Genomic DNA, 25,112 nt, shown 5'->3' with positions numbered 1-25,112 from the left:
TGTCGAGGTCGGCCGACGGGAGGCCGGCCTCGACGTCGGCATCAGGCGAGGTCGAACCGATCGAGGTTCATGACCTTGTCCCACGCGGCGACGAAGTCGTGCACGAACTTCTCCGTCGCGTCGTCGCACGCGTACACCTCCGCGATGGCCCGGAGCTGGGAGTTCGAACCGAAGACGAGGTCGGCGACGGTGGCCGTCCACCTGACCTCGCCGGTGGCACGATCCCGACCCTCGTACACGTTCTCGGCCGAGGCGGAGGTCTTCCACTCCGTGCCCATGTCCAGCAGGTTGACGAAGAAGTCGTTGGTCAACGTCCCGGGCCGGTCGGTGAAGACGCCGTGCGGCGATCGCCCGCGGTTCGCGTTGAGCGCCCGCATGCCGCCGATGAGAACCGTCATCTCGGGAGCGGTCAGGTCCAGCATGAACGCCCGGTCCACCAGCAGGGTCTCCGGCGCCAGCTTCTCCCCGGCCCGCAGGTAGTTGCGGAACCCGTCCGCGGCCGGTTCGAGAACGGCGAAGGCCTCCACGTCGGTCTGCTCCTGCGAGGCGTCCGTGCGCCCCGGCGCGAACGGGACGGTGATGTCGTGCCCGGCGTTCCGCGCTGCCTGCTCGACGGCTGCGCACCCGCCCAGGACGATCAGATCGGCGAGCGAGACCCTCGTTCCGCCGGACTGCGCGCGGTCGAAGTCCTCCTGGATCCGCTCGAGGACCGGGAGCACCCGGGCCAGTTCGGCCGGGTCGTTGACCTCCCAGTTCCGCTGCGGCTCGAGGCGGATCCGCGCCCCGTTGGCGCCGCCGCGCTTGTCGGTGCCGCGGAAGCTCGCCGCCGCCGCCCATGCGGTGGCGACCAGCTGGGAGATGGACAGGCCGGAGTCGAGGAGCGCCCGCTTGAGGGTCGCGATGTCGTCGTCCCCGATCAGTTCGTGGTCGACCGGGGGGACGGGGTCCTGCCACAGCTGCGGCTCCGCGACCCAGGGGCCCAGGTAACGGGAGACCGGACCCATGTCGCGGTGCAGCAGCTTGTACCAGGCCTTGGCGAACGCTTCTTCGAGCTCGTCCGGGTGCGCCAGGAACCGCCGGGTTGTCTCCCCGTAGATCGGGTCGACGCGCAGCGCGAGGTCCGTCGTCAACATCATGGGTGCGTGCCGCTTCGACGGGTCGTGGGCGTCGGGGACGGCGTCGGCCCCGGCGCCGTCCGCGGGCTGCCACTGTTTGGCACCGGCGGGGCTCTCGGTCAGCTCCCACTCGTAGCCGTACAGGGTCTCGAGGAAGCTGTTGTCCCACGTGATCGGGGTGGGCGTCCACGCCCCCTCGAGCCCGCTGGTGAGGGCGTCGGGGCCCACGCCGCTGCCGAACGCGTTCTTCCAGCCGAGGCCCTGCTGCTCGATCGGGGCGGCCTCGGGTTCCGGGCCGATGTACGAGGGGTCGACCGCGCCGTGGGTCTTGCCGACCGTGTGGCCGCCCACGATGAGCGCGACCGTCTCCTCGTCGTTCATGGCCATGCGGCCGAAGGTCTCCCGGATGTCGCGGGCAGCGGCCAGCGGATCCGGCCTGCCGTCGGGCCCCTCCGGGTTCACGTAGATCAAGCCCATCTGCACGGCAGCGAGCGGACCCGAGAGTTGTCGGTCGCCGCTGTAGCGCTCGTCGCCGAGCCAGGTGTCCTCGGGCCCCCAGAACATCTCCTCGGGCTCCCAGATGTCCTCGCGCCCGAAGCCGAAGCCGAACGTCCTGAACCCCATCGACTCGTAGGCGCAGTTGCCGGCGAAGACGAGCAGGTCGGCCCAGGAGACCGTGCGGCCGTACTTCTTCTTGATCGGCCAGAGCAGCCGGCGCGCCTTGTCCAGGCTCGCGTTGTCGGGCCAGCTGTTGAGGGGGGCGAAGCGCTGGGCGCCGCTACCGCCCCCGCCCCGCCCGTCGGCGATGCGGTACGTGCCCGCAGCGTGCCAGCTCATCCGGATGAACAGCGGCCCGTAGTGGCCGTAGTCGGCCGGCCACCACTCCTGCGACGTCGTCATCACCTCGAAGAGGTCTCGTTTGAGCGCGTCGACGTCGAGGTTCTCGAACTCCTCCCTGTAGTCGAAGTCCTCGCCCATCGGATCGGGCGAGGGGCGGCGGAGAACCGTCAGGTCCGGCTGGTTGGGCCACCAGTCCTGGTTCGTCCTGGGCCGGTGCGGCTTCGGGGTGGGGGAGGGGATTGCCGGGTTCTCGCTCTCGCTGACGCTGTCGGTCATGGTGCTCTTCTCCGGTCTCGCTGTTTCCTTCAGACAGCTGCTCGGTATCGACGTCGGTCACTTCGGAGCCGGGGCCGTGTTGCTCCACCGGTGTGGGGGGCTGCGTCCCTGCGGCCGGCCCCGTGGACGCCCTCGGCCTCTCGACTCCGTGGCCCGCGCTGCCCAGAGCCGTCAGGCAGGAGGTGTCACCGACCGCGGGTACCACCACGACGTCCCCTGCCGCCGGCTCCCGGGACGCGGCACCACCCCATGCACGGCCCGCCGCGGCGTCGCGCACGGCTCCGGTCTCGGCCGGCAGCACCGGGTGGGTGAGCGCTGCTCCGCCTGGCTGCACGCCGGCAAGCGCCTCGGCACCCGGTGTGGGCACCGCCGACCCCACCTCGAACTGGTTCGGCTGGCCGGCGCCCTCACCTGCCACCGCCGGCTCCGCGGCGTTCCGGGACGAGCTGCAGGTCAGCTCCGGGCGTACGTCTCGGCCGTCTTGCTCTCGAACTCCAACGCCACGGCCGGTTCGTCACCCACGACCCACGCGTCGTGGCCCGGTTCGAGGCGGTAGACGTCACCCGCGCCGAGGTCGGCCTCAGTGCCGTCGGTGGCGGCGACGTGGATCCTGCCGGACACGAGGAACCCCAGGTGCGCGGCCTGGCAGCTGTCTCCGCCGACCACCGGCCTGATGCAGTCCGACCACTTCCAACCCGGTTGCAGGGTGTAGCGGCCCACGGTGGCGTCGCCCAGGTGGACGACGCTCATGGTGGTCTTCTCCGGCGTGCGGGTCTCATCGGGGTGGTCCATGTTCTTGGTCTCGATGCTGGCCATCGCCGGGTCCTCCTCTGGTGGACGTCAAGGACCTGAGATGACCGGGCCCCGTCCAGCACAGCGACAGCCGGTCCGGATGCCCTGGTGCGCTGGGCAGGATCGTCCGGTCCGGACAACTGTCGTCCCGCACGGCTGGGAGGTCAATGAATTCTGCCGCGACCAGACCAGTGCGCCTGTTTGCGGTCGATGTGATGAGAAACGACAAAACGGACGGCAATGGGATGGGAATCGATGAGATGAAATGCGCGCCCGGTGTCCCACTCGCAGTGGGCCTGACGCGGCAGAGGCGTGCGGTGGAGCCGCCGGGCATCGGCCAGGGCGCGCTCGCACCTCGTGCCGCCCACCGCCGCCCGGGACAGCTGTAGCGCTCCCGCGACGAGCAGACGAGCAGACGAGCAAGAGGTTGCCCGCCCCGTGGCTCCCTCCGAGACCGACCCGTGACCGGCGCTGCCCCCGGAGACACGGGCGTCGGCGCACGAGATCCGCAGGACAGACCCTAGGCGGGGCGGACCCGGATCAGGTTCATCGCGGTCATCGTCAGCACCACGGTGCCGTCCTGCCGCAGCAGCTCGACCTGCGTGCGCACCAGGCCGCGGTCGGGCTTCGACCGCGACGGCCGGGCCTCGGCCACTGTCGTCCGCAGGGTGAGTTCGTCGCCCGGCCGGACCGGGGCGATCCAGCGCAGCTCGTCGACGCCGGGGGAGCCGAGGCTGGAGACGGGGGAGAGGTACTCGTCGGCGAGCAGCCGCATCATCAGCGCGCAGGTGTGCCAGCCGCTGGCGATCAGCCCGCCGAACGGGCCGGTGGCGGCCGCCTCGGCGTCGACGTGGAACGGCTGCGGATCGAACCGGCGGCCGAAGTCGACGACGTCGTCCTCCTCCACCCGCAGCGGGCCGTGCTCGGCGGTCGTCCCGGGCACGTAGTCCTCGAACCAGCGCTCAGCCACCCGGCCGACCGTAGGGCGTTACGGTGCGTCCCGTGCTGCCGCCCTCCGGCCCCCTCGCGGGCATCCGCGTCGTCGAGCTGGCCGGTCTCGGCCCCGCCCCCTACGCCTGCCTGCTGCTGGCCGAGCTGGGCGCCGACGTCGTCCGGGTCGACCGGCCCGGCGGCGGCACGCAGCTGGTGCCCCCGGAGCGGGACGCGCTGAACCGCAGCCGCCCCTCGGTCGGCGTCGACCTCAAGAGCCCGGCCGGCCGCGACGTCGTCCTCCGGCTGGTGGAGACCGCCGACGTGCTGGTCGAGGGGCTGCGCCCGGGCGTCACCGAGCGGCTCGGCGTCGGCCCCGACGACTGCTGGGCCCGCAACCCCGGGCTGGTCTACGCGCGGATGACCGGCTGGGGCCAGGACGGCCCGCTCGCCGACCGGGCCGGGCACGACATCAACTACCTGGGGCTCACCGGCGCCCTGCACGCGATCGGGACGGCCGAGGCGCCGGTCCCGCCGCTCAACATCGGCGCCGACTTCGGCGGCGGCGCCCTGTTCCTCGTCGTCGGCGTGCTCGCCGCCCTGCTCGAGCGGCGGACGAGCGGGCGCGGCCAGGTGGTCGACGCGGCCATGGTGGACGGCGCCAGCTCGCTGGTCACCATGGTGTACGGCCTGCTCGGCGCCGGCGCCTGGCAGGACCGCCGCGCGGCCAACCTGCTCGACGGCGCCGCGCCCTTCTACGGCACCTACGCCTGCGCCGACGGCCGGCACGTGGCGGTCGGGGCCATCGAGCCGCAGTTCCACGCGCAGCTGCTCGCGGGTCTGGGCATCGACGCGGACGCGCACGGCGGTCAGCTCGACGTCGCCCGCTGGCCGGAGCAGCGCGCGCGGATCACCGCCGCCTTCGCCACCCGCAGCCGCGACGAGTGGGCCGAGGCCTTCGCCGGCACCGACGCCTGCGTGACGCCGGTGCTCGGGCTGACCGAGGCGCCGCACCACCCTCACCTGGCCGCCCGCGGCACCTTCGCCGACCGCGGTGGGCACCCCGAGCCGGCGCCGGCGCCACGCTTCTCGCGCACCCCGGGTGCGGTGCGCGGGGCACCCCGTGCGCCCGGCCAGGACACCCGCACGGCGCTGGCCGCGTGGGGCTTCGGCGAGGACGAGGTGGCCGGTCTGCTGGAGAGCGGCGCCGTGGTGCAGGCGGACCGAGGGGAGCAGCGGTGAGGGACGAGGTGCGGGTGGAGCGGCGCGAGGGCGTCCTGGTCGTCACGATCGACCGGCCGGAGGCGCGCAACGCGCTCGACCGCGCCGTCGCCGAGGGCGTGGCCGCGGCGGTCGACGAGCTCGACGCCGAGGACGGGCTGCGGGTCGGCGTCCTCACCGGCGCCGGCGGCACCTTCTCCGCGGGCATGGACCTCAAGGCCTTCCTGCGCGGCGAGACCCCGGCGATCGAGGGCCGCGGGCTGTGCGGCATCACGCAGACCCCGCCGCGCAAGCCGCTCGTCGCCGCGGTCGAGGGCTGGGCGCTGGCGGGTGGGTTCGAGCTGGTGCTGGCCTGCGACCTGGTGGTGGCGGCCGAGACCGCCCGCTTCGGGGTGCCCGAGGTCAAGCGCTCGCTGGTCGCCGCCGCGGGTGGCGCGCTGCTGCTGCCGGCGCGGGTGCCGCGCAACGTGGCGATGGAGATGCTGCTGACCGGCGACCCGATCGACGCCCGGCGGGCCGCGGAGGCCGGCCTGGTCAACCGGGTCACCCCCGAGGGCGGCGCGCTGGAGGGGGCGCTCGAGCTCGCCGCGACGATCGCGGCGAACGGCCCCCTGGCCCTGGCCGCGACCAAGGCGGTCGTCCTCGGCGGCGCCGATTGGACGACGGAGGAGGGCTGGGCCCGGCAGGCCGAGCTCGTCGCGCCGGTCTTCGCCAGCGAGGACGCGCGTGAGGGGGCGGCGGCCTTCGCCGAGAAGCGACGCCCCGTCTGGCGCGGCCGCTGACCAGTCGCTGACCAGCCGCTGACCAGCCGCTGACCAGCCGCTGACGCAGCCGCCGTCCGCCGTCCCGGTGCCGTCACCGGGACGGCGGACGGACCGCGTCAGCGGCCGAGGACGCGGTCCTCGCCGCCGGCCCGCTTGGACTCGTCCTTGAAGTCGGTGTACTGGTACGGGTTGTCCAGCACCTCGGCCTCGGCGTCCGGCTTGTCCGGGAACATCCCGGACTGCCAGGCCTCCTCGCCGATCTCGGCCCGCAGGTGGTCGATGGTGTCCTCGATCTCGCGGCGCACCGGTGCCAGGTCGATGCCGACGAGCTGCCCGGCGTGCTTCACGACCCGGCCGTCGACGATCACGGTGTGCACGTCCCCGCGCTGGGCCTGGAAGGCCACGTGCCCGTAGGGGTTGAGCAGGGGGAAGGAGACGGGGGAGGCGTCGTTCCTGACCAGGACGACGTCGGCCTTCTTGCCCGGCTGCAGGCTGCCGAGGTCGTCGTCGCGGCCGATGGTGTGGGCGCCGCCGCGCGTGGCCCACTCGACCACCTGCTGGGCACGCAGCCGCAGGTGGGTGATCGTCTCGCCCTTGAGGTGGGCGTCCATGTGCTCGGCCATGCGGTCGGCGTTGAGGGTGGCGCGCATCGCGGAGAACATGTCACCGCTCCACCAGACGCTGGTGTCCTGCGACAGGGACACCGGGATGCCGTACTGGAGCACCTGCTCGGTGGGCGCGTGCCCCTGGCCGGCGCTGCACTCGGACTCGGTCGCGACCGAGATCGAGCCGCCCGTGGCGGCGATCCGCTGGTAGCTGTCACGGGTCAGCGTGGAGGCGTGGACGTACGTCGTCTCCGGCGTCATGAACCCGCCGTCGTGCATCTGCTGGATGCCGGTGTCGCTCGTGGCGCCCCACACGCCGGCGTGGGTGGTCACCGGGATGCCGAGGTCGCGGGCGGCCTCGAAGGCGGCTCGCTCCGGGAAGGCGGGGTCGCCCGTGACGTCGAAGGCGATCTGGACGCCCATCATGTCGTCGCGCTCGTCGCGCAGTCGCTCGAGGAACGAGCGGACGGCGGGGTCGGCGGTCCACTCCCAGGGGCCCTGGTGGATGTTGCCGTAGGCCAGGACGAACCGGCCGGGCACCGAGCGCAGCGCGTCGAGGGCCGCCTCGCCGTGCTCGACGGTCTGCAGGCCGTGGGACCAGTCGACCGTCGTCGTGACCCCGGCGTCGAGCGACTCGATGGCGGCCAGCCGGTTGCCGGCGGCGATGTCCTGCGGGCGGAAGTGCTTGCCGTGCTCGAGGTAGTACCAGACGAAGTACTGGGTGAGGGTCCAGTCGGCGCCGTAGCCGCGCATGGCGGTCTGCCACATGTGCCGGTGGGTGTCGATCATGCCCGGCATGACGATGCCGCCGCGGGCGTCGATCTCCTGGGTGCCCTCGGGCACGTCCAGGCCGGTGCCGACGGCGGCGATGCGGTCGTCGACGACGAGGACGTCCGCGTCGCGGAGGACGGTGCCGGCGTCGTCCATGGTCAGCACCGTGCCGCCGCGCAGCACGACCGGGCGGCCGGCCACGGGCGGTGCACCCGCGGGCTGGGGATCGGTCATGGTCTCCTCCTGGACGTCGTCCGGGCTATCTGGACAGCTGTCCGGACAGCGGTCATCGCGCCCGGGTGGCGGCACCCTCGCTGTGACCCCGGTCACGTGTCAAGGGGTCCACGCAGGTCCGGCGCACCGGCGTCGTCGAGGCGTGCAGCGGCGCCTCGGGCCCACCGCCACCTGCCCGGTCCTGCGCAGCGACCGGGCCGTCCCGTCCACCCTCTGATCGTCGTCCGCGGCTCCAGGGGCGCACGGCCAGCCGGAGCGGACCCCACCGCGACGTGGGCAACGCCCCGGTGCAGCACCCTGGCGTGCCCGGGCCGGACCCGATCCGCCAGGATGGAGCGCGCACAGGGGGGAAGGAGGGCCACCGTGGGCAAGCACCGGGCACCTGACGCGGACCCCACCGACTTCGACGCGGCCACCAGCGCGCTCGTCGACGTCACGGGGGACTACGAGGTCGACGTCGCGCACACGCGCATCGGGATCCGGGCCCGGCACGCCATGGTGACCACCGTGCGCGGGTCGTTCACCGACTTCAGCGGGACGGCGCACCTCGACGTCGCGAACCCGGAGGCCAGCTCGGTGTCGCTGCGCATCCGGACGGCCAGCATCGACACCGGCCAGGCCGACCGCGACGCGCACCTGCGCTCGGCGGACTTCCTCGACGTCGAGACCTTCCCCGAGATCGTCTTCGCCTCCACCGACGTGGAGCAGGTCGACTCGGAGACCTACACGGTCACCGGTGACCTCACCATCCGCGCCACCACCCGGCCGGTCTCGGTGGACTTCTCGCTGACCGGCTCGGCGAAGGACCCGTTCGGCAACACCCGGGTGGGCTTCGAGGGTGCACTGGCGATCAAGCGCAGCGACTGGGGGCTGACCTGGAACACCCCGCTGGACACCGGCGGCGTGCTGGTCAGCGACCGCATCCAGATCGAGTTCGACGTCTCCGCCGTCCGCGTGTCCTGAAGCAGGACCCCTCCCAGAGCCTGGGACGCGGTCAGCGCGGGGGCAGCATCGAGCCCTCGGTCAGGTACCGGGTGTGCCAGCTCAGCGCCTCGGCCAGCAGGTGCGGGGTGTGCCGGCCCGGGGACCCGTGCAGCGCCCGCTCGTAGTAGTCGCGCAGCAGGGGGCGGTAGTCCGGGTGGGCGCACCGCTCGATCACCAGTTCCGCCCGCCGCCGCGGCGGCAGGCCACGCAGGTCGGCCAGGCCCTGCTCGGTGACGACGACCGAGACGTCGTGCTCGGTGTGGTCGACGTGGCTGACCATCGGCACGATCGTCGAGATCGCACCACCCTTGGCAGTCGACGGGGTGGTGAAGAAGGAGATGTAGGCGTTGCGGGCGAAGTCGCCCGAGCCGCCGATGCCGTTCTGGATGCGGCTGCCCATGACGTGGGTGGAGTTGACGTTGCCGTAGATGTCCGCCTCGATCAGCCCGTTCATGGCCAGCACGCCCAGCCGCCTGATGATCTCCGGGTGATTGCTGATCTCCTGCGGCCGCAGCAGGATCCGCTCCCGCAGCGTCTGCGCCTCGGCGTCGAAGCGCGCCATGCCCTCCGAGCTCAACGAGAACGCGGTCGCCGACGCGGACACCATCCGGCCGGTGCTCAGCAGGTCGAGCATGCCGTCCTGGATGACCTCGGTGTACGCGGTCAGCCCCTCGAAGGACGACGCCCCGAGCCCGGCGAGGACAGCGTTGGCGACGTTGCCCACGCCGGACTGCAGAGGCAGCAGCGCGCGCGGGACCCGGCCCCGGGCGACCTCGTGCTCCAGGAACTCGACGACGTGCCCGGCGATGGCCCGTGAGGCGTCGTCCGGTGCGGCGAAGCCGCTGTTGCGGTCGGGGGCATCGGTCTCGACGACGGCGACGACCTTGTCCTGGGGGCAGCGCAGGTACGGGACGCCGATCCGCTCGTCGGGGCGGGTCAGCTGGATCGGCAGGCGGGCCGGTGGCAGTGCGGTGCCGTAGTAGATGTCGTGCATCCCGTCGAGCGCGGTGCTCTGCCAGGAGTTGACCTCGAGGACCACCCGGTCGGCCCGGTCCAGCCAGGTCTTGTTGTTGCCCACCGACGAGGAGGGGATGAGGTCGCCCTCGGGCGTGATCCCGCTGATCTCGACGACGGCGACGTCGAGCGGGCCGAGGAAGCCCTCCCACGCCATCTGCGCCACGTGCGACAGGTGAACGTCGATGTACTCCATGAGGCCGCGGTTGATCTTGTCGCGGCTGACCGGGTCGGACTGGTAGGGGAGCCGCAGCTCGATGCCGTCGGCAGCGGCGAGCGCACCGTCGAGCTCGGGCGCGGTGGAGGCACCCGTCCAGACGTTGACCCGGAAGGGCTCGCCGGCGGTGTGCGCGTCGGAGATCCGTCGCGCCAGCGCCTGCGGGACGGCCTTGGGGTAGCCGGCGCCGGTGAAGCCGCTCATGCCGACGGTGTCGCCGTGCCGGACGTGCCCGGCGGCGACCTCGGCGGAGACGGTCTTGCGCGCCAGCCCGGGGTGGTGGATCCGTCCTGAGCCCGCCATGCCGGTCACGCTACGCGGGCGGCACCGGTCCGCGAGGCCAGACGGCCAACAGCGTGCGGACGGCGGTGACCAGCGCGAGCGGCTGGTCGAGCATCGGGTGGTGGCCGGCCTCGGGCAGGTCCACCAGGGGCAGACCGCCGGGCACGAGGGCGCTCATCTCGGCGGCCATCTCCGAGGAAACCAGGCCCTGCTCGCAGCGGAGGAGGGCGACGGGCGCCGCCAGCCGGGGCAGCAGCTGGCGCACCAGGGGCCGGCTGCCGAAGAAGCCCGGGTCGAACTTCCACGTCCATCCGCCCTCGACCGGCCGCAGCGAGCCGCGGGCCACGTGCTCCCGGACGTACGGGAGGTAGACCTCCTGCGGCGGCAGCGTGCGGAAGCGGGCCACCGCCGTCTCGAGGTCGGCGTGCACCCGCTGCCCCAGCGGTCGCTCGCGCAGCTTCTGCTCCTCGGGCGGCTGCCGGTCCAGCGGGGAGTCGATGACGGCGACGCCGGCGACCTCGTCCCCGTGCTCGACGCCCAGGGTCAGCGAGACCCAACCGCCCATGCTGTGCCCGAGCACCACCGGGCGCGAGAGGCCCTCGGCGGCCGCGACGGCGAGCACCTCGCGGGCCCACTGCTGCATGCCGTAGCCCGCGCGCCGGCCGCTGTCGCCGTGGCCGCTCAGGTCGGGGGCGACCACCCGGTGCGTACCGAGCAGCGGGGCGACGTGGTCCCACCAGCCGGAGTGCGCCGCGCCCCCGTGCACCAACAGCAGCCCGGGCCGGCCCGGCTCTCCCCACGCGCGGTAGTGGATCCGGACGCCGTCGACCACGACGTCCCGGTGCTCCGGAGCCCTGGCCAGCGCGCGGGTGAACCAGGCGGGGACGGCCTCGGGGGCGTCCGGGACTCCGGGGCGGGACATCGCGGCAGCTCCTCGCGGTCGGGGTCCCGGACGTCGGGAGCCGCGACGGACGGTACGCAGCGCCTGCCCGGCGACCTGCCGTGGGCCCTGGAGGACCGGGCCGCCGGCGGGGCCGTCCAGGGCACCGCCGGCCCCGTCCCGGGTCGGCCCCGTCCCGGCGGCCCTCCTGCAGGGTCCCGCCGCGAGCCTGCGAGTGGCGGGGGCAGAGGGGCCTTCACCAGTCGACGCCGGCGCGCTCGGTGCCGGTGCGCACCAGCACCCGCTCCTCGACGCGGTAGGTGTTCATGACGGTGAGCCGCGGTGTGCAGACGTGCGCGCTCACCGCTGCCTCGGCGCCGTGGTTGGTCACCCGGTGCACGTGGTGCGGGCCGAAGTGGCGCACCCGGCCGGCGGAGAGTTCCGCGACGCCCTCCCGGGCGCCCACCGCCTCGGACAGCACCCCGCGGACGACGGCGAAGGCGCCGGCGGAGCCGCCGTGGTCGTGCAGGTCGGTGCCCTGGCCGGGCAGCCAGGACAGCAGCCAGACCTGGGCGCGGGCCAGGTCCTCGTGCAGGGACGGGTCGAGGACGTCGGCGGCAGCAGGGCGGGGGAGCGGTGCGCTCCACCGGCTGTCCCCGCGGTGCTCGACGAGCGGCAGCCAGCGGTCGGCCGCGACGGCCAGGGCCGCGGCGAGTGCGGCCGAGCCGGTGCGGCGGTCGGCCGGGCGCAGCCGGGCAGGGGACGGCAGGGATCGGGTCATGACGCAGGTCTCCTCGGGGAGGTCGGGTCCGGTCGCGCGGAGCGGCGGCCGGCGGGGAGGACGCCGTCAGCGACAGGCGGCGGACCAGACCCGGCCGAGGTCGACGAGCACCCGCCGCACCGGCCGCGGTAGGGCAAGGGCGGCGGTCGGTACGGCGCGCACGGGTCAATCCCTACCAGGTCGATCGGGTTTGACGGGATTCGAGACGGCGTGTCAGGCTCCCGGCGGGTCACGAGCGCCGGCGACGAGCCCCGGCTCGCCGGCCGGCGACCCTCCTGCGGGACGGGTGTCCCGGGTGACGACCTGGCGGGCGCCGACCGGCACCCGCGAGCGCGGGCTCCGCACACCGGGTCCGGATGCGAGGAGCGCAGCGTGCCGCGGTCAGCCGTCGAGCAACACCGTGCGCAGCTCGTGGGCGCCATCGGGCCGGGTCGCCTCGTAGTACCAGCGGGCGCCGCCCTCGGGCAGGACCACCAGGTCGGCGTAGCGCAGCCCGTGCGGCCGGTGCGGGCTCTGCAGCAGCGGGCCGTCCGCTGCCGCGGTGAAGCGTCCGTCGCCGTCCGCCTCCGCGAGTCCCGTGCGCTCCTCCCAGTTCTCCCCGGCCGTGGCGCGGCCGTCGTAGAGGGCCCAGGTCCGGTCGCCGTCCAGGACCACGGTCGCGAACCGGACGCCGCGCGCGTCCCAGCTGCCCGGGGTACCGGCCAGCGCGGTGCCCTGCCAGGTCCAGTCGACGCCGTCGGAGCTGGTGGCGTGCTCGGTGGTCATCCGGTCGGTCGCCTCCGGGTCGTCGAGCGGGTGCACCGAGGCCCACAGGTGCCACTGCCGCCCGTCGTGCCGGACGACCGGGTCCTTGACCGCCGCGAGGTCGCTGCCCGGCAGCACGGTCCGCGGCTCGGCCGTGGCCAGCGCCGCCACGTCGTCGGCCTCGAGCAGGTCGACCCGCCAGTGCTTGGTGCCCGGCGTCGCGCAGCTGACGTACAGCCGCCACCGGCCCTCCGGCGTGTGCACCAGGGCCGGGCGCTCGAGCGACTCGGCGCCGAACCGGTCCTTCCCCACCGCCACCACCGGCGTGAACCGGACGCCGTCGTCGGACCGGGACACGACGTTGGCGAACCCCCGCCCCTCGCCGACCGGCCGGCGCAGCCGGGCGGCCAGCCACCACGTCCCGTCGACCAGCTGCACCGACGGGCCGCCGGCCCAGGAGCCCGGTCGCGGGTCCTCCGGCTCCAGGACGACCTCGGCGTCGGCCCAGAACCGATCGGGGGCCGGCGGGCGCACCGGGGACGGAGGGGCGGGGTTGCTGCGCACGCGGCGGCTCCGGGGTCGGCCGAGGGGGACGCCGCCAGTGTGCATCCGACCGCGAACCCGACCAGGAGGGCCTTCCCGTGACCGGACGCCTGCCGCAGTTCGTCATCGCCGGCGCACCCAAGGCCGGGACGACGGCGCTGCACGCCGCCCTGGCCACCCACCCCGACCTGTACCTCTCGCCGGTCAAGGAGCCGAAGTACCACCTCACCGACGGTCGGCCGCCGCCGCGGTCGCAGCAGCGCGGCCCGGGGGACGCGCACAGCTCCCGGGAGTGGATCTGGCAGCGGGAGGACTACCTCGCCTTGTTCGCCGCCGCCCCGGAGGGCGCCGTCCGCGGCGAGAGCACGCCGTTCTACCTGTACGACCGCGCCGCCCAGGCCCGGCTGGCCGCCGACGTGCCCAACGTCAGGGTGGTCGCCGTCGTCCGCGACCCGGTGGACCGGGCCTGGTCGAACTGGGTGCACCTGCGCGCCGACGGGCTGGAACCCGAGGCCGACTTCCTCACCGCCGTCCGGCACGAGGAGCGTCGCGTCGCCGACGGCTGGGCGCCGTTCTGGCACTACCGGGGGTTGGGCCGTTACGGGGAGCAGTTGCGCGACCTGTACCGGCACGTGCCCCGGGAGCGGGTCCTGCTGCTGCGCTACCGGCAGGTGGTGGACAGCCCGCAGGAGACCCTCGACCAGGTCAGCGTCTTCCTCGGCGTGGCACCCGGCGTCGCGCACGCGGTCCCGCCGGAGAACGTGAAGCCCTACGTCGCCGACACCGCCCGGTACCGCCTGCTGTCGCGGGCCGTCCGCGCCGGCGCGGCGCTGGGCGCCTACGCCCCACCGCGGGTGTGGCGGCAGGTCAGCCGCCCGCTGGTCGCCGCGCTGCACGCCGGGCGCGCTCCTCGGCCACCGATGCCGGTCGGGGTCCGCCGCGAGGTGCTCGAGCCGCTGCTGTCCGACATCGAGGTGCTCGAGGAGCTGACCGGGGAGTCCTTCGCCGACTGGAAGGGCGACACCGGTCGCGGCGACTTCCGCTCCCGCGCCGCCCGCAGCACGCCCCCCTGATCCTCGTTGGACACGGGCGGTGCAACCATGGTTGCATCAATCGTGCATGCGACCGGCGAGTGGGTGCTGCTGTCCTACCGCCTCCCCCGGGAGCCGTCGGGTCCGCGGACGACGCTGTGGCGGCGGCTGCGCCGGCTCGGCGTGGCCCAGCTCGCCGACGGCCTGGTGGCGCTGCCGGCCGACGCCCGCACCCGCGAGTCGCTGGAGTGGTTGGCCGACGACGTCGCCGCGGCCGGCGGCACGGCTGGGCTGTGGGTGGCGCGACCGGCCGGCGCGGCGCAGGAACGTGAGCTCGCCGCCGGGATGGCCGCGGCACGGGCCGCGGAGTACCGGGCGCTGGCCGAGGAGTGCTCCACCGCCGTCGCCGCGGAGCCGGCCGAGCGGTCCCGGGCGCTGCGCCGGCTGCGCACCGAGTTCCGCGCGATCGGCCGGCGGGACTTCTTCCCGCCTGCCGAGCGGGAGGCCGCCGCCCGGGCGCTGCGCGCGCTCGCCGAGGCCACCGTGACCGAGCAGGTGGCGCGGTGAGGTGGGCGACCCGCGCCGGGGTCCACATCGACCGCGCCGCCTGCGCCTGGCTCATCCGCCGCTGCGTCGACCCGGCGGCGGAGTTCGTCTTCGTCGCCGACCCGGCCGACGTGCCCGCCGGCGCCACCCCGTTCGACATGCGCGGGGTGGCGCTCGGCCACGCCGGCGGCGACTGCAGCTCCGAGACGATCCTGCGCCGGTACCAGCTCACCGACCCGGTGCTCCGGCGGATCGCCGAGGCCGTGCACGAGGCCGACCTCGACGACGGGCGCTTCGACGCGCCGGAGGCCGCCGGGCTCGACGACCTGCTGCGCGGCCTGTCGATGACCGGCACCGACGAGCAGACCCTCGCCGTCGCCGGGTCGCTGTTCGACGGGCTGTACGAGTACCACCGCCACCGCCTGCTGCTCGGCCGCGAGCCGGCCTGACCCCGCGAGGACACCCGTGGACGCCGACACCCCCGCCGCGCCGCACGAGCAGACGGTCGTGCCCTTCCGCACCGCGGTGCGGGCCTGGCTCCTCATCTCGCTGCAGACCTTCGGCGGCCCGGCCGGGCAGATCGCGGTCATGCAGCGCACGCTCGTCGACGAGCACCGCTGGATCGGCCAGCGCCGGTTCCTGCACGCCATGAACTACTGCATGCTGCTGCCCGGCCCGGAGGCCCAGCAGCTGGCCACCTACGTCGGCTGGCTGCTGCACGGCACCCGCGGCGGGCTGGTGGCCGGCGGCCTGTTCGTGCTCCCGGGCGTCGTCGCGCTGCTGGCGCTGTCGGCCGTGTACGTCGCCTTCGGCGACACCACCGCCGTCCTCGCCGTGTTCGCCGGGCTCGCCCCCGCGGTGCTGGCGATCGTCGCCCAGGCCGTGCAGCGGGTCGCGAAGCGGTCGCTGAACAGCCGGGCGCTGGTCGCGGTCGCGGTCGCGGCCTTCCTCGCCCTGGCGCTGTTCGGCGTCCCGTTCCCGGTGGTGGTGGCACTGGCCGGCGTCGCCGGCTGGGCACTGGGTCGCTGGCACCCCGGCGCGCTGCCGCAGAAGGCGGCGGCCGCCGCGGGGGACGACGGCCCGCCGCCGGTCATCAGCGACGACGTCCTGCACTCCGAGCCGCCGACCACGCGCCGGACGCTGCGGGTGCTGCTCGTCGGGCTGCTGGTGTGGGGCGTGCCGGTGGCCGCGGTCGCGCTGCTGACCGGCGCGGGCAGCGTCTTCACCCAGCAGGGGCTGTTCTTCTCCGGTGCCGCGGTGGTCACCTTCGGCGGCGCCTACGCCGTGCTGGCCTACGTGGCCCAGCAGGCGGTGGAGACCTACGGCTGGCTCGGGCCGCGGGAGATGGTGCGCGGTCTGGCGCTGGCCGAGACCACGCCCGGGCCGCTGATCATGGTCGTGCAGTTCGTCGCCTTCCTCGGCGCGTACCGCGACCCGGGCGCGCTCGACCCGTGGGTGGCCGCCGTCCTGGCCTCGCTGCTCGTCACCTGGGTGACCTTCGTGCCGAGCTTCCTGTTCGTGCTGCTGGGTGCGCCCTACATGGAGCGGCTGCGCGGCAACCGGTCGCTGTCGTCGGCGCTGACCGGCATCACCGCGGCGGTGGTCGGCGTGATCGCCAACCTGGGGGTCTACTTCGCCGTCCACACCCTGTTCTCCGGGACCGTCGGCGTGGACCGCGGTCCGCTGCACCTCGAGCTGCCCGACCCGACGACGCTGCGGCCGGTGTCGCTCGCGCTCGCCGTCGTGGCCGCCGTGCTGCTGTTCCGGCTGCGCTGGTCGGTGCTGCGGACCCTCGGCGTCTGCGCGCTGCTGGGCCTGGCCGCGGGGCTCGTCGGGCTGCCGGTCGGCTGACGGAGGGCCCCTGCCCCCTCCATTCGCGGGCCGGGGCTCAGCGACGGGCCGGCAGGCGGCCCTCCTCGTGGTCGAGCTCCCGCTCCAGCCGACGCAACCCCTCGTCGGGCAGCCGGCCGACGTCGCGCCAGTGCAGCAGCTCCTCCCGCTGGGCGGAGAGCACGGCGCGGCGCACCCGCAGGGCCGCCTCGTACTGCGGGGACATCGGCACCTCGCCGCCCTCGGCTCCCTGCAGCATGTCCAGCCGGCGGCGGTAGCGGTCCAGCCGCGCCTGCAGCTGGGTCCGGATGCTCTCGATGGCGTCGTCGTCGACGTGGTCGTGCTGCTCGGCGGCCAGCTCGTCGAGCCGCCGCAGCCCGGCCTCGACCGACGCCGCCCGAGCCTCGTTGCGCAGCCGGGCCCGGTCGGCCTCGTCGGCGCGCAGGCCCAGTGCGCGCACCAGCGGCGCGAAGGTGAGGCCCTGCCCGACGAGGGTGACCAGCACGGCGAGGAAGGCGCAGAACAGCAGCAGGTCGCGGTCGGGGAACGGCGCCCCGCTGTCGGTCGTCAACGGCAGGGTGAAGATGGCTGCCAGGCTGATCACCCCGCGGGTCCCGGCCCAGCTGAGGACCACGATCTCCCGTCCCGTGAGCTGCTGCAGCGACGTCCGCGGGTCGCCGTCCTCCCCGGCGACGTCCTCGCCGCCCAGGCGGGTGTGCAGGGACCGTGGCAGGTGCTCGGTGAGCCACAGCCACAGCGGCCGCAGCAGCAGGACGACGCCGACCGTGATCGACGCCGCGGTGACGATCGTGCCGGTGTCGTAGCTGCCCAGCCCCCTGATCACGGCAGGCAGCTGCTGACCGATGAGGAGGAAGACGACGCCCTCGAGGAGGAAGTCGACCAACCGCCAGACCGCCTCGGTCTGCAGCCGGCTGGCGCCCGACGCCCAGCTGGGGTTGTGGTGCCCGATGACGAGCCCGGCGACGACGACCGCCAGCACCCCGGAGACGTGCACCGTCTCGGCCATGAGGTAGGCCACGAACGGCGTGGCCAGGGAGACGGCGTTCGACGTCAGCGGGTCGCGCCGGATCCGGCGCAGCGGCCGCACGGCGTGGGCGACGAACACCCCGACGGCGACGCCGCCGGCCGCGACGACGACGAACTGGCCGAGGGCCGCCGGTGTGGAGAACCCGTCGCCCTGGGTGGCGGTCACCGCGACCGACAGGATGGTCAGGGCCGTCGCGTCGTTGAGCAGCCCCTCGCCCTGGATGAGCGTGACCAGCCGCGGCGGCAGGCCCACCTTGCGCCCCACGGCGAGGGCGGCGACCGGGTCCGGGGGCGCCACCGCGGCGCCGAGCGCGATGCCGGCGGCCAGTGTCGCCCCGGCGACGAAGAGCTCGAACCCGAGCCCGATCACCAGCGCGGTGGCCGTCACGAGGAGGACCGAGAGGCTGACCACCGTGCGCAGGTTCTGGCGGATCGCGGTCAGCGAGCTGTCCAGGGCGGCGCTGTAGAGCAGCGGTGGCAGCACCAGCGTGAGCACCAGCTCGGGGTCCAGTTCGACGTTGGGCCCGGGCAGGTAGGCGTAGGCGATGCCGGTCAGGGTCAACAGCGCGGCCGCCGGCAGGCCCGTGAGGTCGGCCACCCAGCGCACCGTCACCATGATCGCAACCGCGCCGAGGACCAGCAGCAACAGGGTCTCCACGTGCACCGGGACATCCTTCCCCGGCGGCCGTGGCCGGGCTGGGCGGGCGTCCGATGACTTCCGGCACCTCGCGCCGTCGGAGGAGCGAGACGCCCCGACGGAAGGACGGCGACGATGCCCACCACCCCGCTGGACACCGCGTTCACCGCGACCCTGGTCCGCAGCTCCGCACCCGGCGGCTGGACCTACGTGCAGATGCCCGGCTCCGCGGAGTTCTTCGGGACCCGCGGGCTGGTGAAGGTCCGCGGCACCATCGACGGCCACCCGTTCCGCAGCTCCTTCATGGCCCTCGGGGACGGCACGCACAAGCTCCCGGTGGCCGCCGACGTCCGCCGGACGATCGGCAAGGAGGCCGGCGAGGAGGTCACCGTGCACCTGTCGGAGCGCCTCGGCTGACCTCGTGGCGCTCCGGTGGCGGGCGGGGGAGCTGGCGTAGATTCCCCTCCGTCAACAGCGCGTGCGGGCGGACCGGAGGCCGGGCGGCGTGAGCGATGCGGCAGCCTCCGCGGCGGTGGTCCCGGGGTCCCCGGCGGTCGGTGGCCCACCGCCCGGCGTAGCGGTCTTCGACGGCGACTGGACGCTGGTCTCGGTCGACCAGCCGACCGCCGACCTGCTCGGCCGCCGGCGCGAGGAGCTCACCGGCCGCAACATCTGGATCGCGCTGCCCGAACTGGCCGGCACGATCTTCCACAGCTTCCTGCTGCACGCCCGCAGCGTCGGCGGCCGGGTCACCTGGCGCGGCTACTACCCGCCGGCCGGCAGCTGGCTCGACGCCACCGCGCAGCGGGCCGGCGACCGGCTGCAGGTCTCGCTGCGGCGCAGCACCGGCCCGGTGCCCGAGGGTCGGGCCGGTCCCGCGACCGACCCGGCCGAGGACGACCGGCTGCGATTCCTCGCCGAGGTCAGCGAGTCGATGGTCAGCACCCTGGACCCGGGCGAGTCGGTGGCCACCCTGGTCGGCCTCGTCGTCCCCCGGCTGTGCGACTGGGCCCTGGTCAGCGTGCTGGGGGACGACGGCGCCCCCGCCGACGAGGGCTGGGCGCACCGCGACCCCGCCCGGGCGGACGACCTCGATCTCTACCTGAGCAGGAGGGTGCGCGTCGCCGCCGACGACAACCCGATGGCGGCCGCGCTGCTCACCGGCGAGCCGATCCACCTGCCGACCATCGACCCGGCGATCGTGGAACCGGCCTTCGGCGGCAGCGAGGAGGTCCGCGCGGCCTGGGAGCGGCTGGACGCCGCGTCGATCACCGTGGTCCCGCTGCGGGCCCGTGCGGAGACCTTCGGCGTCATCGGCCTGGTCAACGGCTCGACCCGGCCGCCGCACAGCGAGATGGAGATCGCCACGGCGGTGGAGGTGGCCCGCCGCGCCTCGCTGGCCATCGACAACGCGCGGCTCTACGGCCGCCAGCTCGCCGTCGCCGAGACCCTGCAGCGCAGCCTGCTCACCCCGCCGCCGCAGCCCGACGACCTGGAGATCGCCGTCCGCTACCTGCCGGCGTCGAGCACGCTGCACGTCGGCGGCGACTGGTACGACGCCTTCCAGCAGCCCGACGGCGCGACGCTGCTGGTGATCGGCGACGTCGTCGGGCACAACGTCGACGCGGCGGCGGCGATGGGGCAGGTGCGCAGCCTCCTGCGCGGCATCGCCTACGACCGCCAGGAGGAGCCGGCGCGGGTGCTGACCCGCGTCGACGCGGCGCTCACCGGCCTGCGGATCGGCAGCCTGGCCACCGCGCTGATCGCCCGCATCGAGCAACCGCCGGAGCTGGCCTGCCGTGGGCGGCGGGTGCTGCGCTGGTCCTCGGCCGGGCACCTGCCACCGCTGCTGCTGCACGGCGACGGCCGGGTGGAGCTGCTCGAGGCCGCCCCGCAGACCCTGCTCGGTGCGGAGTCGACCCGGCCCCGCACCGACGCGGTGGCCGACGTCGGCCCCGGCGACACGCTGGTCTTCTACACCGACGGCCTGGTCGAGCAGGGTCGCACCGGCATCGACGAGGGCACCGAGCGGCTGGTCGCCGCCGTGCGCGAGCTCGCCGGGGCCCCGGCGGACCGGCTCTGCGACGCGCTCATCGAACGGATCGTCGGGCGCCGACCGGACGACGACGTCGCGATCGTCGCCGTCCGCTGCCGTGCGCAGGACTGCGTGGTCCGGGACGGCGGCTGACCTGCGCACCCGTCAGGGCCTGCTGACCTGCGCATGCGGCATGCTCGGCGGGCCGCATCCTGAGCCCGTGGAGGACCGCCCATGTCGACCCTGTCCGCGTTCGCCGCCGCACTGGCCGGAGGGGGCATCGAGGTCGTCGACCTCACCGCCCCGCTGTCGGCGGAGACCCCGGTCATCGCGCTCCCGCCCCAGTTCGCGCAGACCGCGCGCTTCGAGCTGGAGGAGCTCAGCCGGTACGACGACCGCGGGCCGGCCTGGTACTGGAACAACTTCCGGACCGGGGAGCACACCGGCACGCACTTCGACGCGCCCAACCACTGGGTCACCGGCGTCGACGGCGACGACGTCGCCTCCGTCCCGGCCGCCCGGCTGGTCGCCCCGGCCGTCGTCCTCGACTTCTCCGCCGAGGCGGCGGCCGACCCGGACTTCCTGCTCGAGATCGACCACGTGCGGGCGTGGGAGGCCGAGCACGGCCCGCTGCCCGAGGGCGGGTGGCTGCTCTACCGCACCGGGTGGGACGTCCGGAGCGCGTCGCAGGGGGAGTTCCTCAACGCCGACGACACCGGACCGCACACGCCCGGCATCTCGCCCGACTGCGCCCGCTGGCTGGCCGACGAGGCGCCGGTGATCGGGCTGGGGGTGGAGACGGTCGGCACCGACGCCGGCACCGCGCACTCCTTCGATCCGCCGTTCCCGTGCCACGCCGCGCTCATGGGCAGCGGCAAGTACGGGCTCACCCAGCTGCAGAACCTGGCGCTGCTGCCGCCGGCGGGGGCGGTGCTGGTGACCGCGCCGCTGCCGATCGTCTCCGGCTCGGGGTCCCCGGCCCGGGTGCTGGCCCTGGTCGAGCGGGGATGAAGCGGCTGGGGGTGGGTCGGGCGGGGACGGGTCGGAGCACCACCGTCGCGGAGGCGGTCGGGACGGCGCTGGTCGGCTGTGGCGTCGACACGGTCGTCGGCGTCGTCGGCTCGGGCAACTTCGCCGTCACCAACGCCATGATCGCCGCCGGCGCCCGGTTCGTGGCCGCGCGCCACGAGGGTGGCGCGGCCACGATCGCCGACGCGCACGCCCGGATGAGCGGCCGCCCGACCGCCCTCACGCTGCACCAGGGCTGCGGGCTCACCAACGCGCTCACCGGGATCACCGAGGCGGCGAAGAGCCGGACGCCGCTGGTGGTGCTGGCCGCCGAGGCCACCTCGCCGCGGTCGAACTTCGCCGTCGACCAGTCGGCGCTGGCCACTGGCGTCGGCGCCGTTCCGATGCGGGTCACCTCGGCGGCCGGGGCGCTGGGCCAGGTGGCCGCCGCCGTCGGCACCGCCGTCCACGGCCGGCGCACCGTGCTGCTGAACCTGCCACTGGACGTCCAGGCCGCGGAGCTGGCGCTGCCGGGGGGCCCGCTCGAGGTCCCGGCGCCGCCACCAGCGGTGCCCGACGCCGCGGAGGTCGACCGGCTCGTGGCCGCCCTCCGGTCCGCCCGGCGCCCGGTGTTCGTGGCCGGCCGCGGCGCGCGAGGGCCCGGCGCCCGTGCGGCTCTGGAGGCGCTGGCGGACCGGTGCGGCGCGCTGCTGGCCACCTCGGCGGTGGCCCGTGGCCTGTTCCGGGGCAGTCCCTGGTCGCTGGACGTCTCCGGCGGCTTCGCCTCCCCGCTGGCCGCCGAGCTCATCGGCGACGCCGACCTGGTGGTCGGCTGGGGGTGCGCGCTGAACATGTGGACCACGCGGCACGGCCGGCTGATCGCCGAGGGCGCGGTGGTCGCGCAGATCGACGACGATCCGTCCGCGATCGGCGCCCACCGCGACGTCGACGTGGGCGTGGTCGGCGACGTCCGGCGGACGGCGGAGGCCGCGGCGGTCGCGCTCGGCGACGACGTCGCCCCGGGTCACCGCAACCCCGACCTGCGGGCGGCGATCGCCGCGCGGGTGCGCTGGCGCGACGTGCCGTTCACCCCCACGGGCGGGCCGGACCGGATCGACCCGCGCACGCTGACCATCGCGCTGGACGACCTGCTGCCGGCCGAGCGGGTGGTCGCGGTCGACTCGGGCAACTTCATGGGCTGGCCGAGCGTGTTCCTCGACGTCCCCGACGAGTTCGGGTTCTGCTTCACGCAGGCCTTCCAGTCCGTCGGGCTCGGCCTGGCGACGGGGATCGGCGCTGCACTGGCCCGGCCTGACCGGCTGCCGGTGGCCGCGCTGGGCGACGGCGGTGCGCTGATGGGGGCCTCGGAGCTGGAGACCGTCGTCCGGCTGGGGCTGCCCATGGTGGTCGTGGTCTACGACGACGCGGCGTACGGGGCCGAGGTGCACCACTTCGGCCCGGACGGGCACCCGCTGGACACCGTCCGCTTCCCGGAGACCGACTTCGCCGCGCTGGCCCGGGGCCACGGGTTCACGGCGGTCACCGTGCGGACGCCCGGAGACCTCGCCGGCGTGGCCGAGTGGGTGGCCGGTCCACGGGACGCGCCGCTGCTCGTCGACGCCAAGGTGGCCGCGGACGAGCCGTCGTGGTGGCTCGCGGAGGCGTTCCGCGGCCACTGACGGCCGAGCGAGCATCGCAGGGAGCGCCGACGACCGAGGAGCGGAGCGAGGCCGGAAGGGGTCCACGGCGGAGCCACTGACGGCCGAGCGAGCATCGCAGGGAGCGCCGGCGACCGAGGAGCGGGTCACGACTGGGTGAGCGTCGCGTGCCGAGCAGGGGACGCGACGCGCATGACTGCTGAGGGTGCGGGCACGGTGGCGGTCGGTCACGATGAGCTCCGGCACGAGGCGGTCCCCGCCCGAGCACCGGACGAGGAGGCAGCCGTGATCGGACGACCGACGGCCAGGAGGAACCCGGGGCGGGCGCGGATCGGCGTCCCTCCGCGGACCGCGACGACCGGCCGCTCCGTGGTGGTCTTCGCCGACCCGGACGAGGACGGCGCGGCCACGCTGCGCCGGCTCGTCGGGCTGTCGGACGTCGCCGACTCCCGCGACGTGGAACCGGGGGACGCCGACGCGCGGGCGCTGCGGCAGGCCGAGGCAGTCGTCTTCCCGGGGCTGGGCCTGGCCGTGGCCGCCGTCGACCCGCAGCGGCTGGCCCGCGACGGGTCGGTGCTGGCCGTGACGCCCGAGCTGGTCCACCGAGTGCTGCCGGAGGTCCCCGAGGGCTACCTCGTCGGGTACCGCGACGCCGTCGCCGACCTCACCGGGCGGCTGCTCGACCTGCCGGGTGACACCGCCGAGCCGGCCACCCCGCCGTACGCCGACACCCCGCAGCACACCTGGGGCCTGCAGGCCACCGAGGTCCTGGCCTCGCCGCGCACCGGCCGCGGGATCCGGGTGGCCGTCCTCGACACCGGCTTCGACACCGCGCACCCCGACTTCGCCGGACGGGCGGTCACGGCCACCTCGTTCGTCGCCGGCGAGGCCCCGCAGGACGGGCACGGCCACGGCACGCACTGCGTGGGCACCGCCTGCGGCCCGCGCGCCCCCGAGGGATCCCGGGGCTACGGCGTCGCCCCGGACGCGGAGGTCTTCGTCGGCAAGGTGCTCAGCGACGAGGGCGCAGGCACCGACGCCGAGATCCTCGCCGGCATCGCGTGGGCGGTGCGCAACGGGTGCCAGGTGATCTCGATGTCGCTGGGCGCCGACGTCGCGGAGCCCAGCCCGGCCTACACGGCGGCAGGCCGCCGGGCGCTCGACCAGGGGACGTTGATCGTCGCGGCGGCGGGCAACAACGCCGACCGGGAGAACCGGGACGTCGGCTTCGTCGGCGTCCCGGCCAACAGCCCCGACATCCTGGCCATCGGCGCGCTGGACCCGTCCCTCGCGGTCGCCTGGTTCTCCGCTCGCAGCAGCGCCGTCCCCGGTGGGCAGGTCGACCTGGCCGGGCCCGGAGTGGACGTGTACTCGTCCTGGCCGCTGCCGGACCGCTACAACACGATCAACGGCACCAGCATGGCGACGCCGCACGTCGCCGGCCTGGCCGCGCTCTGGGCCGAGGAGACCGGGCTGCGCGGGCGGGAGCTCTGGCAGACGCTGACCCGGGCCGCGCGGCGGCTGACCGCCCCGTCGGTCGACGTCGGCTCGGGGCTGCCGCTGGCGCCGCGCTGAGAGCTCAGCCGGGCGGGGCGGCCCGGGGCTACCGTTCCCCCGTGACCGCTGTGATCGTCACCGTCGACGACGCGCACCGCGCCGAGCTGGACTCGGTCGCCGAGGCGCTGCGCCGGCACGGTCTGCAGGTCGAGCAGGTGCTGTCCGACGTGGGCCTGATCGCCGGGCAGCTGCCCGCCGGCCGGGCGCTCGGCGAGCTGCGGGTCGAGGGCGTGGTGGCGGTGGAGGAGGCCCGCACCGTGCGGCTGCCCCCGCCCGACGCCCCCGTGCAGTGACGGGGGGGGGTGACACCCTTCCGGTCCTGCTTGTCGCCGCGGGCGGGCGCGGTCACAGTGGGGACGTGCACCGCCTGAGCTCCGGGTCCGAGCCGCCGAGCGGCGCCTTCCGGGTGGTGCACGAGGACGCCGGCCCGGTCCTGCACCTGTCCGGTGACGTCGACGAGCCCCTGGTGCAGCAGATGCGCGCCGACGGCCTCGACGAGGGCGAGCTGGTGGCGGTGCAGGTCGCCTCCGTCGGCTACATCGACTCCACCGGGTTGTCGCTGCTGGTGCGGTGGGCGCAGTCGGCGGCGCGCGACGGCCGGCCGGCGGTGCTCCGGTCGGCGTCCCCGCGGTTCCGCAAGGTGCTCGACCTGGCCGGCATCTCGGTGCTCTTCACCCTCGAGGACGACGGCCGCGCCTGACCGGCCCGCAGCGGCCCGGCCTACAGTCCGCCGGGAGCGGCCCGCCGGGGGCTGCAGGAGGTGGGCGACC

General features: G+C 74.9%; 23 protein-coding genes, 1 pseudogene and 1 riboswitch. Of the genes and pseudogenes, 15 read left to right on the top strand and 9 right to left on the bottom strand.

Features of this window, described 5'->3' with window-relative positions:
* Nucleotides 1-41 precede the first annotated feature (41 nt).
* Complete coding sequence (gene katG, locus ACWIX3_RS19350) at nt 42-2,231, bottom strand: catalase/peroxidase HPI (protein ID WP_448608973.1); 2,190 nt, start codon at nt 2,229-2,231, stop codon at nt 42-44.
* Between the two features lie 112 nt (nt 2,232-2,343).
* Between katG and ACWIX3_RS19345 the strand changes: the two are divergent.
* Nucleotides 2,344-2,661: pseudogene (locus ACWIX3_RS19345) on the top strand (hypothetical protein); the annotation flags it as partial.
* 23 nt (nt 2,662-2,684) lie between these two features.
* On the opposite strand, the gene ACWIX3_RS19340 reads toward ACWIX3_RS19345, so the two are convergent.
* Together ACWIX3_RS19340 and ACWIX3_RS19335 are read right to left on the bottom strand one after the other, a co-directional pair.
* Nucleotides 2,685-3,047 (bottom strand): cupin domain-containing protein, encoded by a 363-nt coding sequence (locus ACWIX3_RS19340; protein ID WP_448608972.1) that lies wholly within the window; start codon nt 3,045-3,047, stop codon nt 2,685-2,687.
* A 496-nt stretch (nt 3,048-3,543) separates the two neighbouring features.
* A complete protein-coding gene (locus ACWIX3_RS19335; RefSeq protein ID WP_448608971.1) occupies nt 3,544-3,993 on the bottom strand; it encodes a MaoC family dehydratase in 450 nt (149 codons plus the stop codon).
* 32 nt (nt 3,994-4,025) lie between these two features.
* Here ACWIX3_RS19335 and ACWIX3_RS19330 point away from each other — a divergent pair, with 32 nt between their 5' ends.
* A complete protein-coding gene (locus tag ACWIX3_RS19330; RefSeq protein WP_448608970.1) occupies nt 4,026-5,195 on the top strand; it encodes a CaiB/BaiF CoA transferase family protein in 1,170 nt (389 codons plus the stop codon).
* Nucleotides 5,192-5,956 carry a crotonase/enoyl-CoA hydratase family protein gene (locus ACWIX3_RS19325; protein ID WP_448608969.1) on the top strand — a complete coding sequence of 255 codons (765 nt, stop codon included), beginning with the start codon at nt 5,192-5,194 and terminating at the stop codon, nt 5,954-5,956. The genes ACWIX3_RS19330 and ACWIX3_RS19325 overlap by 4 nt, the downstream gene beginning before the upstream one ends.
* Before the next feature lie 98 nt (nt 5,957-6,054).
* Here ACWIX3_RS19325 and ACWIX3_RS19320 read toward each other — a convergent pair whose 3' ends face one another.
* Nucleotides 6,055-7,548: an amidohydrolase family protein gene (locus ACWIX3_RS19320; RefSeq protein WP_448608968.1), complete on the bottom strand. Its 1,494-nt coding sequence runs from the start codon at nt 7,546-7,548 to the stop codon at nt 6,055-6,057.
* Between the two features lie 363 nt (nt 7,549-7,911).
* Here ACWIX3_RS19320 and ACWIX3_RS19315 point away from each other — a divergent pair, with 363 nt between their 5' ends.
* On the top strand, nt 7,912-8,511 hold the full coding sequence (locus tag ACWIX3_RS19315; protein WP_448608967.1) for a YceI family protein: 600 nt from the start codon (nt 7,912-7,914) through the stop codon (nt 8,509-8,511).
* 31 nt (nt 8,512-8,542) lie between these two features.
* Here the strand turns inward: ACWIX3_RS19315 and ACWIX3_RS19310 are convergent, their stop codons facing one another.
* The 4 genes from ACWIX3_RS19310 to ACWIX3_RS19295 all read right to left on the bottom strand — a co-directional run bounded on the left by ACWIX3_RS19310 (nt 8,543) and on the right by ACWIX3_RS19295 (nt 13,014).
* Nucleotides 8,543-10,066: an acetyl-CoA hydrolase/transferase family protein gene (locus ACWIX3_RS19310; protein ID WP_448608966.1), complete on the bottom strand. Its 1,524-nt coding sequence runs from the start codon at nt 10,064-10,066 to the stop codon at nt 8,543-8,545.
* 10 nt (nt 10,067-10,076) lie between these two features.
* The gene (locus tag ACWIX3_RS19305; RefSeq protein ID WP_448608965.1) at nt 10,077-10,967 is read right to left on the bottom strand and encodes an alpha/beta fold hydrolase; all 891 of its coding nucleotides are present in this window, start codon (nt 10,965-10,967) and stop codon (nt 10,077-10,079) included.
* Between the two features lie 214 nt (nt 10,968-11,181).
* Nucleotides 11,182-11,706 carry a cysteine dioxygenase gene (locus ACWIX3_RS19300; protein ID WP_448608964.1) on the bottom strand — a complete coding sequence of 175 codons (525 nt, stop codon included), beginning with the start codon at nt 11,704-11,706 and terminating at the stop codon, nt 11,182-11,184.
* 227 nt (nt 11,707-11,933) lie between these two features.
* Nucleotides 11,934-12,045, top strand: a riboswitch (SAM riboswitch).
* A gap of 42 nt (nt 12,046-12,087) precedes the next feature.
* On the bottom strand, nt 12,088-13,014 hold the full coding sequence (locus ACWIX3_RS19295) for a hypothetical protein (RefSeq protein ID WP_448608963.1): 927 nt from the start codon (nt 13,012-13,014) through the stop codon (nt 12,088-12,090).
* 77 nt (nt 13,015-13,091) lie between these two features.
* Between ACWIX3_RS19295 and ACWIX3_RS19290 the strand changes: the two genes are divergently transcribed.
* The 4 genes from ACWIX3_RS19290 to chrA are packed head-to-tail and all read left to right on the top strand — an operon-like array spanning nt 13,092 to nt 16,421.
* Nucleotides 13,092-14,066, top strand: coding sequence for a sulfotransferase (locus ACWIX3_RS19290; protein ID WP_448608962.1), 975 nt, complete (start codon nt 13,092-13,094; stop codon nt 14,064-14,066).
* A gap of 42 nt (nt 14,067-14,108) precedes the next feature.
* The gene (locus tag ACWIX3_RS19285) at nt 14,109-14,591 is read left to right on the top strand and encodes a Chromate resistance protein ChrB (RefSeq protein ID WP_448608961.1); all 483 of its coding nucleotides are present in this window, start codon (nt 14,109-14,111) and stop codon (nt 14,589-14,591) included.
* Complete coding sequence (locus ACWIX3_RS19280) at nt 14,588-15,019, top strand: chromate resistance protein ChrB domain-containing protein (protein ID WP_448608960.1); 432 nt, start codon at nt 14,588-14,590, stop codon at nt 15,017-15,019. Before ACWIX3_RS19285 ends, ACWIX3_RS19280 begins: the two co-directional genes overlap by 4 nt.
* Nucleotides 15,020-15,035: 16 nt before the next feature.
* Complete coding sequence (chrA, locus tag ACWIX3_RS19275) at nt 15,036-16,421, top strand: chromate efflux transporter (protein WP_448608959.1); 1,386 nt, start codon at nt 15,036-15,038, stop codon at nt 16,419-16,421.
* A gap of 37 nt (nt 16,422-16,458) precedes the next feature.
* Here the strand turns inward: chrA and ACWIX3_RS19270 are convergent, their stop codons facing one another.
* Nucleotides 16,459-18,111 (bottom strand): Na+/H+ antiporter, encoded by a 1,653-nt coding sequence (locus ACWIX3_RS19270; RefSeq protein ID WP_448608958.1) that lies wholly within the window; start codon nt 18,109-18,111, stop codon nt 16,459-16,461.
* 108 nt (nt 18,112-18,219) lie between these two features.
* Here ACWIX3_RS19270 and ACWIX3_RS19265 point away from each other — a divergent pair, with 108 nt between their 5' ends.
* The 7 genes from ACWIX3_RS19265 (at nt 18,220) to ACWIX3_RS19235 (ending at nt 25,042) form a co-directional block, all read left to right on the top strand.
* On the top strand, nt 18,220-18,501 hold the full coding sequence (locus ACWIX3_RS19265; protein WP_448608957.1) for a DUF1905 domain-containing protein: 282 nt from the start codon (nt 18,220-18,222) through the stop codon (nt 18,499-18,501).
* 88 nt (nt 18,502-18,589) lie between these two features.
* A complete protein-coding gene (locus tag ACWIX3_RS19260) occupies nt 18,590-20,272 on the top strand; it encodes a SpoIIE family protein phosphatase (protein ID WP_448608956.1) in 1,683 nt (560 codons plus the stop codon).
* An 81-nt stretch (nt 20,273-20,353) separates the two neighbouring features.
* Nucleotides 20,354-21,130 carry a cyclase family protein gene (locus tag ACWIX3_RS19255; protein ID WP_448608955.1) on the top strand — a complete coding sequence of 259 codons (777 nt, stop codon included), beginning with the start codon at nt 20,354-20,356 and terminating at the stop codon, nt 21,128-21,130.
* The gene (locus tag ACWIX3_RS19250) at nt 21,127-22,806 is read left to right on the top strand and encodes a thiamine pyrophosphate-binding protein (RefSeq protein ID WP_448608954.1); all 1,680 of its coding nucleotides are present in this window, start codon (nt 21,127-21,129) and stop codon (nt 22,804-22,806) included. Before ACWIX3_RS19255 ends, ACWIX3_RS19250 begins: the two co-directional genes overlap by 4 nt.
* 264 nt (nt 22,807-23,070) lie before the next feature.
* A complete protein-coding gene (locus tag ACWIX3_RS19245) occupies nt 23,071-24,360 on the top strand; it encodes a S8 family serine peptidase (protein ID WP_448608953.1) in 1,290 nt (429 codons plus the stop codon).
* Between the two features lie 41 nt (nt 24,361-24,401).
* Nucleotides 24,402-24,635 carry a hypothetical protein gene (locus tag ACWIX3_RS19240; RefSeq protein WP_448608952.1) on the top strand — a complete coding sequence of 78 codons (234 nt, stop codon included), beginning with the start codon at nt 24,402-24,404 and terminating at the stop codon, nt 24,633-24,635.
* Nucleotides 24,636-24,700: 65 nt separating this feature from the next.
* Entirely contained in the window at nt 24,701-25,042 is a 342-nt protein-coding gene (locus ACWIX3_RS19235) for an STAS domain-containing protein (RefSeq protein ID WP_448608951.1), read from the top strand.
* Nucleotides 25,043-25,112: the final 70 nt, after the last annotated feature.

The organism is Geodermatophilus sp. URMC 60, from assembly GCF_053502585.1.
This window is presented reverse-complemented; position numbering and strand designations above follow the sequence as displayed.

Bases quoted from the DNA above. Each gene is read 5' to 3' on its own strand.
- katG (WP_448608973.1), bottom strand. From the start codon at position 2,231: ATGACCGACAGCGTCAGCGAGAGCGAGAACCCGGCAATCCCCTCCCCC.
- ACWIX3_RS19340 (WP_448608972.1), bottom strand. From the start codon at position 3,047: ATGGCCAGCATCGAGACCAAGAACATGGACCACCCCGATGAGACCCGC.
- ACWIX3_RS19320 (WP_448608968.1), bottom strand. From the start codon at position 7,548: ATGACCGATCCCCAGCCCGCGGGTGCACCGCCCGTGGCCGGCCGCCCG.
- ACWIX3_RS19310 (WP_448608966.1), bottom strand. From the start codon at position 10,066: ATGGCGGGCTCAGGACGGATCCACCACCCCGGGCTGGCGCGCAAGACC.
- ACWIX3_RS19305 (WP_448608965.1), bottom strand. From the start codon at position 10,967: ATGTCCCGCCCCGGAGTCCCGGACGCCCCCGAGGCCGTCCCCGCCTGG.
- ACWIX3_RS19300 (WP_448608964.1), bottom strand. From the start codon at position 11,706: ATGACCCGATCCCTGCCGTCCCCTGCCCGGCTGCGCCCGGCCGACCGC.
- ACWIX3_RS19265 (WP_448608957.1), top strand. From the start codon at position 18,220: ATGCCCACCACCCCGCTGGACACCGCGTTCACCGCGACCCTGGTCCGC.
- ACWIX3_RS19255 (WP_448608955.1), top strand. From the start codon at position 20,354: ATGTCGACCCTGTCCGCGTTCGCCGCCGCACTGGCCGGAGGGGGCATC.
- ACWIX3_RS19250 (WP_448608954.1), top strand. From the start codon at position 21,127: ATGAAGCGGCTGGGGGTGGGTCGGGCGGGGACGGGTCGGAGCACCACC.